Source organism: Neorhizobium sp. T7_12, from assembly GCF_002968535.1.
GTDB lineage: Bacteria > Pseudomonadota > Alphaproteobacteria > Rhizobiales > Rhizobiaceae > Neorhizobium > Neorhizobium tomejilense.
The window spans coordinates 1-7,749 of sequence record NZ_PVBK01000039.1 but is presented as its reverse complement, the minus strand read 5'-3'; the positions used below and the strand labels follow the sequence as shown (position 1 = coordinate 7,749).

The 7,749-nt window shown below is 63.5% G+C and carries 8 protein-coding genes and 1 pseudogene; all 9 read left to right on the top strand.

Annotated features, from left to right (window positions below):
• A pseudogene (locus tag C5J26_RS32285) lies at nucleotides 1-419 on the top strand (hypothetical protein); the annotation flags it as partial.
• 20 nt (nucleotides 420-439) lie between these two features.
• Complete coding sequence (locus tag C5J26_RS32280) at nucleotides 440-652, top strand: hypothetical protein (protein WP_046637563.1); 213 nt, start codon at nucleotides 440-442, stop codon at nucleotides 650-652.
• 117 nt (nucleotides 653-769) lie between these two features.
• A complete protein-coding gene (locus C5J26_RS32275; RefSeq protein ID WP_105405477.1) occupies nucleotides 770-1,036 on the top strand; it encodes a hypothetical protein in 267 nt (88 codons plus the stop codon).
• 50 nt (nucleotides 1,037-1,086) lie between these two features.
• Entirely contained in the window at nucleotides 1,087-1,758 is a 672-nt protein-coding gene (locus tag C5J26_RS32270; RefSeq protein WP_046628321.1) for a response regulator transcription factor, read from the top strand.
• A 7-nt stretch (nucleotides 1,759-1,765) separates the two neighbouring features.
• Nucleotides 1,766-3,172, top strand: coding sequence for an ATP-binding protein (locus C5J26_RS32265; protein WP_371681973.1), 1,407 nt, complete (start codon nucleotides 1,766-1,768; stop codon nucleotides 3,170-3,172).
• A gap of 266 nt (nucleotides 3,173-3,438) precedes the next feature.
• A complete protein-coding gene (locus C5J26_RS32260) occupies nucleotides 3,439-3,873 on the top strand; it encodes a hypothetical protein (protein WP_105405479.1) in 435 nt (144 codons plus the stop codon).
• Nucleotides 3,874-4,021: 148 nt separating this feature from the next.
• On the top strand, nucleotides 4,022-5,158 hold the full coding sequence (gene ccmI / locus C5J26_RS32255; RefSeq protein ID WP_105405476.1) for a c-type cytochrome biogenesis protein CcmI: 1,137 nt from the start codon (nucleotides 4,022-4,024) through the stop codon (nucleotides 5,156-5,158).
• Nucleotides 5,155-5,655 carry a cytochrome c maturation protein CcmE gene (ccmE, locus tag C5J26_RS32250; protein ID WP_105405475.1) on the top strand — a complete coding sequence of 167 codons (501 nt, stop codon included), beginning with the start codon at nucleotides 5,155-5,157 and terminating at the stop codon, nucleotides 5,653-5,655. Before ccmI ends, ccmE begins: the two co-directional genes overlap by 4 nt.
• Nucleotides 5,652-7,640, top strand: a complete 1,989-nt coding sequence (locus C5J26_RS32245; protein ID WP_105405474.1) for a heme lyase CcmF/NrfE family subunit — start codon at nucleotides 5,652-5,654, stop codon at nucleotides 7,638-7,640. Before ccmE ends, C5J26_RS32245 begins: the two co-directional genes overlap by 4 nt.
• Nucleotides 7,641-7,749: the final 109 nt, after the last annotated feature.

Sequence of the window (7,749 nt, the reverse complement as noted above, 5' to 3'; positions counted from 1 at the left end):
CTGCCGCTCGCCGCGGATATGTACCGGCGACAGCGGAGTCTCGGCGCGCATGCCGCCCGCATGGATTTGCGGGCGGCATGCGCGCCGAGACTCCGCTGTCGCCGGTACATATCCGCGGCGAGCGGCAGGTCGGCGGCGATGCCCGGCTGACCTGGGTGAGGCGTGGCAGGGTCGAGGCGGACAATTGGGACGGGATCGAAATTCCTTTGGACGAGCCGGAGGAGCGCTACCGGCTCGAAGTGCTGGACGGCGCCACAGTCAGGCGCATGGTCGAGGTGACAGAACCCGCATTCACCTATCCGGCGGCCGACGAGATTGCCGATTTCGGCGGTATCCAATCGAGCCTTTCGTTGCGGGTCCGGCAGATGGGCCGGGCGGTCCCGCTCGGCGTCCCGGCCGAGGCGGTCGTTGTATTCTAGGTTGAAACAAGGAGATAAACATGGATGGCATGAAGGTGTGGTATCAGTCGAAAACGGTCTGGGGCGGGTTGATTGCGGTCGCCGCCTCGCTTCTGCAAGTCACGGGTATTCAGCTCGGAGCAGATGTCCAGGCAGACCTCGCAGAGCTTGCGGTGACGCTGGCGGGGGCTGCCGGCGGGTTTTTCGCGATCTACGGTCGTATCGCGGCCCAGACCGGAATCAGGGGAAAATAGCCCGATGAAGGAAAGCATTACGGACCATTCATTTGCCATTCAGCCGCCTTTGGCTACATAATCCATCACATGCTTTGGACATGAATCCTGTTTGTCTTGTGAGTGGAAATTGTAACCATGGCGCGACTGCCAATCATCGCGATATTGACCGCCGGCCTTGCCGGTTTCGCCGGCTTTTTGCCGGAAAAGGTCTCTGCGAGTGATTATCTCGTCCTCGTCGCAGGCGATTGCGGTTCGGCGGCGTCGCGCGTGGTGCGCGAAACCGGCGGGCGGCTTCTTTCCGCTCAGCCCTCCTCCGATGGCCAGACCTGTGTCGTGACGGTGCTCGTCCAAGGCGATGGCAATCAAAGACCGCGCAAGGTGACCGTCAGGGTTCCGATGTAAAGCGGCTCCGGCGGTGATCCGCTGCCGGCATATCATTCGAGGGGCGGTGCATGCGCATTCTGGTGGTCGAAGACGACGTCAATCTCAATCGGCAGCTTTCCGACGCCCTGAAGGAGTCGGGTTATGTGGTCGACCAGGCCTTCGACGGCGAGGAAGGCCATTATCTGGGCGAAACCGAGCCTTATGACGCGGTGATCCTCGATATCGGCCTGCCGGTCATGGACGGCATCACCGTCGTCGAGAAATGGCGTGCCGGAGGCAAGGGCATGCCGGTTCTGATGCTGACGGCCCGCGACCGCTGGAGCGACAAGGTGGCAGGCATCGATGCCGGTGCCGACGACTATGTCGCAAAACCCTTCCATGTGGAGGAAGTGCTTGCCCGCGTTCGGGCGCTGATCCGCCGGGCGGCGGGGCATTCATCCTCCGAAATCGTCTGCGGGCCTGTGCGGCTCGATACCAAGGCTTCCAAGGCGAGCGTCGAAGGCGTCGCCCTGAAGCTCACCTCGCACGAATTCAGGCTGCTGTCCTACCTGATGCATCACATGGGGCAGGTCGTTTCCCGCACCGAGCTTGTGGAGCATATGTATGATCAGGATTTCGACCGCGATTCCAATACGATCGAAGTTTTCGTGGGCCGGCTTCGCAAGAAGCTCGGTGTCGACCTCATCGAGACGGTCCGCGGACTCGGCTACAGGATGCAAGCGCCAAACGATGCGCCCTAAATTCCGGATGATCGGACCAAGATCGCTGACTGCCCGCGTGCTGCTTCTGGCCACGTTGTGGTCGGCGCTGGCTCTGGTCGTCATTTCGATCGTCATCTCGCAGCTCTACCGGCAATCGGCCGAACGCGCCTTCACCGATCTCCTGCGCGCCCAGCTTTATAACGTCATCAACTCGATCACGATCGGTGACGACAACAAGCTCGCCGGCAGCCCTCAGCTCGGCGACCTGCGCTTCTCGCAGCCCGAGACCGGCTGGTACTGGATCATCGAGCCGCTCGGCACCTTTGCGGCCACGCCGCTGTCCTCCTCCTCGCTCGGCACCTCGAATATCAGCGTTCCCTCGATCCTGGCGGTACCCTTCAACAATCGCTACGAGCGCTTCTACCCCGCGATCGACGCCTACAAGAACCATGTTCTGGTCGCTGAAACCGAAGTCGTACTCGACGGCGAAGGCCGCGCCGCGCGCTTCCGTGTGTCGGGCAATCTCGCGGTTGTCGAGGAGGATATCCAGGCCTTTACCCGCAGTCTCTATATCGCCCTTGCCGTCTTCGGTTTCGGCAGTCTGGTCGTCAACGGTCTGGCGATTCTTTACGGGCTGCAGCCACTCGACGGCGCGCGGCGCTCGCTCGAAAGGGTGCGGCGCGGCGAGGCGGAGCGGCTGGAAGGCGAGTTTCCGCGCGAAATCATGCCGCTTGCGAGCGATATCAACGCGCTGATCGAAAGCAACCGCCGCATCGTCGAGCGGGCACGCATGCAGGTCGGCAATCTCGCCCATTCGCTGAAGACGCCGATCGCGGTTCTGCTCAACGAATCGCGTGCCGTCGAAAAGGTGCAGTCGGACATGGTGCGGTCGCAGGCGGAGGGAATGCAGGCGCAGGTGCAATCCTACCTGAACCGCGCGCGCATCGCCGCCCAGCGCGAATCGCTGCTTGCCCGGACCGAGCTCGAGCCGGTGCTGGAACGCCTGGTCAGGGTGATGCGGCGGCTCAATCCGGAAAAGGAGTTCCACCTGTCGGTCTTCCCGCCGGGTGTGGCGCTTGCCATGGAACAGCAGGACGTCGAGGAGACGGTCGGCAACCTGCTCGAAAATGCCGCGCGCTTCTGCGAAACCGGCGTCTGGATCACCGCGACGCCGACATCAGGCCCTCAATCCGGCGAAGGCGAAACCGCCCGACGCTCTTGGATCGAGGTCTCTGTCGAGGACGATGGTCCGGGGCTGGAGCCGGATCAGATCCATGAAGCGATGAAACGCGGCAGGCGCCTCGACGAGAGCAAGCCGGGCGCCGGGCTCGGACTGTCGATCGTGCGCGAGATAACCGGCGAATATCAGGGTTCGGTCGAGCTGACGCGCGGGACGCGGGGTGGCCTGAGGGCGCAACTTCTGCTTCCGGGCATCGCCAAGGAAGCCCCATGATCGTCTGAAATTCACAACAAGGTCCAGCATGACTGTGGCGTAAGGGCAACATCGGCCTATTCCCTGCCATTGCTTATGGACGGATGGATCGCCTGCTATATCTTTGTCAGAAGAGACATTTTTATATGTCTGCTAATATGCGGGGAGACTGAAAGATCGTCGGATTTGTGTGTTTTCCCAATGACGCCTTAATGATGCCATGCCGGGACCGGACCAGTCTCGGCGAGATTTCCGAAGAAAACGAGCCGCGACCGGTTTCCGACACGATGCGATTATTGAGCCTTCGAAATACCGTTTCATCGCTTGTGGTTGCCGGCCTGCTGGCAGGCTGCGGCACGCCTTCAGGAGCGGGGACCGGCGGCACGCGCGGCCTGCTGACACCGCGGCCCTCGCCATCCACATCCTATATTTCCGCGTTGCAGGGCGGTATCGTCGGCCGTAGCGGCGCAACGCTTTCGTCAAGCGACCGTTCCCGCGCCCTCGAGGCGGAATATCGCGCTTTGGAAGGGGCGGCCGGCGGCGAGGTAGTCACCTGGAAGGGTGACGACGCGAACGGCCAGGTGATCGCCAACGCCCCCTATCAGGTCGGCACTCAGAACTGCCGTCAGTATCGCCATACGGTAACCATGAACGGCCGGGACATGACGGCGCGGGGCGCTGCCTGCCGCAATTCCAACGGCACCTGGACGCCGCTCACCTGATTTCCTCTGCGGCCGTTTGACATGGGTCATGGCCGCCAGATCGGATCGGCCCCATATGCAGGCTTGAACTTGCGGCCAAAGGCCTCAAATTCGCGTCAACGCCGGCTGCGCTGTTGGAAAGCGCGGGCCGTTGCAGTATTGGGCCACTATGGTTTTATGGATCATCCTCGCAGCTCTGACGGCGGCCGTTGCGGCAATCCTCATTCTGCCTTTCGCCCGAGCCACCAAAACAGCGTCTGCTGACCGTGCCGGAGAGGTCGCCGTCTATCGCGACCAGCTGGCCGAACTGGACCGCGACCGAGCCCAGGGCCTGATCAACGCGGAGGAAGCGGAATACGCCCGCGCCGAAATCGGCCGCCGGCTGCTGGCCGCGGCCGGCGCCGGGAAGAGCAAGGAGATCGCCGCTCCTAAGGCGCGAAAATATGCGCTCGCCACCACTGTGGTCACGCTGGTGCCGCCCCTCGTCGGGCTCTGTCTTTACCTGGCGCTCGGCAATCCCGGGCTGCCGGACCAGCCGCTTGAAGCGCGGCTTGCCAATCCCGGCAACAATGTCGCGCTGCTGGTCGCCAAGGCGGAGCGGCATCTGGCCGAAAATCCCAACGACGGCGCCGGCTGGGATCTGCTTGCGCCGATCTATTTCCGCTCCATGCGGCTTGGCGACGCCGAGATGGCCTATCGCAATGCGATCCGCATTCTCGGCCCCAATCCCGTCAGGCTCGCGGGGCTCGGCGAAACGCTGGTCGCATCGAATGACGGGATCGTCACCGAGGACGCGCGTTCCGCCTTCGAGCAGGCGGTGAAGCTCGATCCGGACAATCCGCGTTCACGTTTCTATGTCGGCCTCGGCTTCGAACAGGCCGGCAGGGCGGCAGAGGCGAGGGCGCAGTTCGAGACGATTGCCAAGGGTTCGCCGGCCGATGCACCGTGGATGCAGCTCATCAACCAGCATATCGTCAAGAACGGCGGCACCATCGTGACGGGACAGGACACGGCGCAGGCGCCCGGCAATCCGTCCCAGGCAGATGTGGCGGCGGCCGCAAACATGTCGCAGGGCGATCGGCAGGCGATGATCCGCGGCATGGTCGACAGCCTTGCGGAACGGCTGAAGCAGGACCCGAACAATCTCGAAGGCTGGGTGAGGCTGGTGCGCTCCTATTCCGTGCTCGGCGACAAATCCAGGGCCGAGGACGCCTTGAAGAGCGGCCTCAAGCAGTTCCCGTCATCCGGCGAGCTGGTGGCGCTCGCCAACGAGATGGGGATCACCGTCGAAGGAGTGGCGCAATGACGCGCAAACAGAAACGGCTGGCGGTGATCGCGGGCGGCATGAGCTTCATCCTCGTCGCGGTGCTGCTCGTCATGTTCGCCTTCAGCCAGTCGGTCGCCTATTTCTTCATGCCGGCCGATCTCGCCAAGGCCGATGTCAAGCCCGGCACCCGCATCAGGCTCGGCGGGTTGGTGGCCGAAGGATCGGTGAAGCGCGGCCAGGGCTCGACCGTGAGTTTTACGGTGACGGACGGAACCGGCAGCGTGCCGGTCACCTACACGGGCATCCTGCCGGACCTGTTTCGCGAAGGCCAGGGCGTGGTGACCGAAGGCGCGTTCGATGCGGCATCGCGCGGTTTCGTGGCCGACAGCGTGCTCGCCAAGCATGACGAGAACTACATGCCCAAGGAGGTCGCCGACCGGCTGAAGGCGCAGGGAGTCTGGAACGAGGGTCAAGGCAACCAGGGCCAAGGGAAGCAGAGCCAGCCCGATGGCGCCAAGGGGACGGCAACGAGATGATCATCGAGATCGGCCATTATGCACTTGTTCTGGCGCTCGCGACCGCGCTGATCGTTTCGGTGCTGCCGGTCGTCGGCGCTCGGCGCGGCGATGCCGCGATGATGGCGCTGGCCCCGACCGGCTCGCTGGTGCTGTTCGCGCTCGTGGCCTTTTCCTTCGGCGTGCTGACCTGGGCCTACATGGTTTCGGATTTCTCGGTTGCGAACGTCTGGGAGAATTCCCATTCGCTGATGCCGCTGATCTACAAGTTCTCTGGCGTCTGGGGCAATCACGAAGGGTCGATGCTGCTCTGGCTACTGATCTTGGTGCTCTTCAGCGCGCTCGTCGCTGTCTTCGGCCGCAATCTGCCGGATGCGCTGAGGGCCAATGTTCTAGCCGTTCAGGCCTGGATCTCGACAGCCTTCCTGTTCTTCATCCTCCTGACCTCCAATCCGTTCCTGCGCCTCGATCCGGCGCCGGCCGAGGGACAGGACCTCAATCCGGTGCTGCAGGACCTCGGCCTGGCGGTTCATCCGCCGCTTCTCTACCTCGGTTATGTGGGCTTTTCGGTCTGCTTCTCGTTCGCCGTCGCGGCGCTCGTGGAAGGCCGCATCGATGCCGCCTGGGCCCGCTGGGTGCGGCCGTGGACGCTCGCCGCCTGGACCTTCCTGACCGCCGGCATCGCCATGGGTTCCTACTGGGCTTATTACGAGCTGGGCTGGGGCGGCTGGTGGTTCTGGGATCCGGTCGAGAACGCCTCCTTCATGCCCTGGCTCGCGGGCACGGCGCTCCTCCATTCGGCGTTGGTCATGGAAAAGCGCGAGGCGCTGAAGATCTGGACCGTGCTTCTGGCGATCATGACCTTTTCGCTGTCGCTGCTCGGAACGTTCCTGGTGCGCTCGGGCGTGCTGACCTCGGTGCATTCGTTTGCGACCGATCCGACCCGCGGGATATTCATCCTCTGCATTCTCGGCATCTTCATCGGCGGCGCCTTTGCGCTGTTTGCCTGGCGGGCGCCGATGCTGAAGGCGGGCGGCATTTTCGCGCCGATCTCGCGCGAGGGCGCGCTGGTGCTGAACAACCTGATCCTGACGGTGGCGACGGCAACCGTGCTGACCGGCACGCTCTATCCGCTCGTCCTCGAAACGCTGACCGGCGAAAAGATCTCGGTCGGCGCGCCGTTCTTCAACATGACCTTCGGCCTGTTGATGCTGCCACTCCTGGTCGCCGTGCCGTTCGGCCCGGTGCTTGCCTGGAAGCGCGGCGATCTCCTGGGCGCCCTGCAGCGGCTCTATGTCTTCGCCGGCCTGGCATTGGCGGCCGGCCTTGCCTTCTTCTATATCCAGGACGGCGGACCGGTTCTGGCGATCTTCGGCCTGGTGCTGGGTTTCTGGGGCATGATCGGCGCATTCGCCGACCTCTGGTATCGCGGCAATTTTTCGAAGGTCGGACTGTCGGTCGGCCTGAAACGGCTGGCCGGATTGCCGCGCTCGGTGTTCGGCACGGCGATCGCCCATTTCGGGCTCGGAGTGACGGTGCTCGGCATTTTCGCAGCGACGACCTTCGGCACCGAGACGGTAGTCGAGATGAAGCAGGGCGCTTCCGTCGACGCCGGCGGTTATTCGCTGACCTATGACGGGCTGCGCGACGCAGTCGGGCCGAATTATACCGAACAGCGCGGACATTTCGCCGTCAGCCGCGGCGGGGTCCAGGTGGCGGACGTCTGGTCGTCGAAACGGCTCTATACGGCGCGACGCATGCCGACGACGGAGGCTGGCATCCTCACCTTCGGGCTCAGCCAGCTCTATGTCTCGCTCGGCGATGCGATGGAAAGCGGCGGCATGGTCGTGCGCATCTGGTGGAAGCCGTTCATTCTCTGCATCTGGGGCGGCGCTCTGGTGATGATGGTCGGCGGATTTGTCTCGCTGTCGGACCGGAGACTGCGTGTGGGTGCGCCGAGCCGGAAGGCGAAGCCGGTCAAGGCAAGGCTGGAGGCAGCTGAGTAATGCGCAAGTCAAGCGGCTTTTTGAGTTGGATCGAAGGTTTGCCTGGTTCTGAGCATCGTCCACAGGACGGTGACGCGTCGGCGGGCCAGAGCGATGATGGCCTGGGTGT

Excerpts from the sequence above, each read along its gene's own strand:
- C5J26_RS32280 (WP_046637563.1), top strand. The coding sequence starts at position 440 with ATGGATGGCATGAAGGTGTGGTATCAGTCGAAAACGGTCTGGGGCGGG.
- ccmE (WP_105405475.1), top strand. The coding sequence starts at position 5,155 with ATGACGCGCAAACAGAAACGGCTGGCGGTGATCGCGGGCGGCATGAGC.
- C5J26_RS32260 (WP_105405479.1), top strand. The coding sequence starts at position 3,439 with ATGCGATTATTGAGCCTTCGAAATACCGTTTCATCGCTTGTGGTTGCC.
- C5J26_RS32245 (WP_105405474.1), top strand. The coding sequence starts at position 5,652 with ATGATCATCGAGATCGGCCATTATGCACTTGTTCTGGCGCTCGCGACC.
- ccmI (WP_105405476.1), top strand. The coding sequence starts at position 4,022 with ATGGTTTTATGGATCATCCTCGCAGCTCTGACGGCGGCCGTTGCGGCA.
- C5J26_RS32265 (WP_371681973.1), top strand. The coding sequence starts at position 1,766 with ATGATCGGACCAAGATCGCTGACTGCCCGCGTGCTGCTTCTGGCCACG.
- C5J26_RS32275 (WP_105405477.1), top strand. The coding sequence starts at position 770 with ATGGCGCGACTGCCAATCATCGCGATATTGACCGCCGGCCTTGCCGGT.
- C5J26_RS32270 (WP_046628321.1), top strand. The coding sequence starts at position 1,087 with ATGCGCATTCTGGTGGTCGAAGACGACGTCAATCTCAATCGGCAGCTT.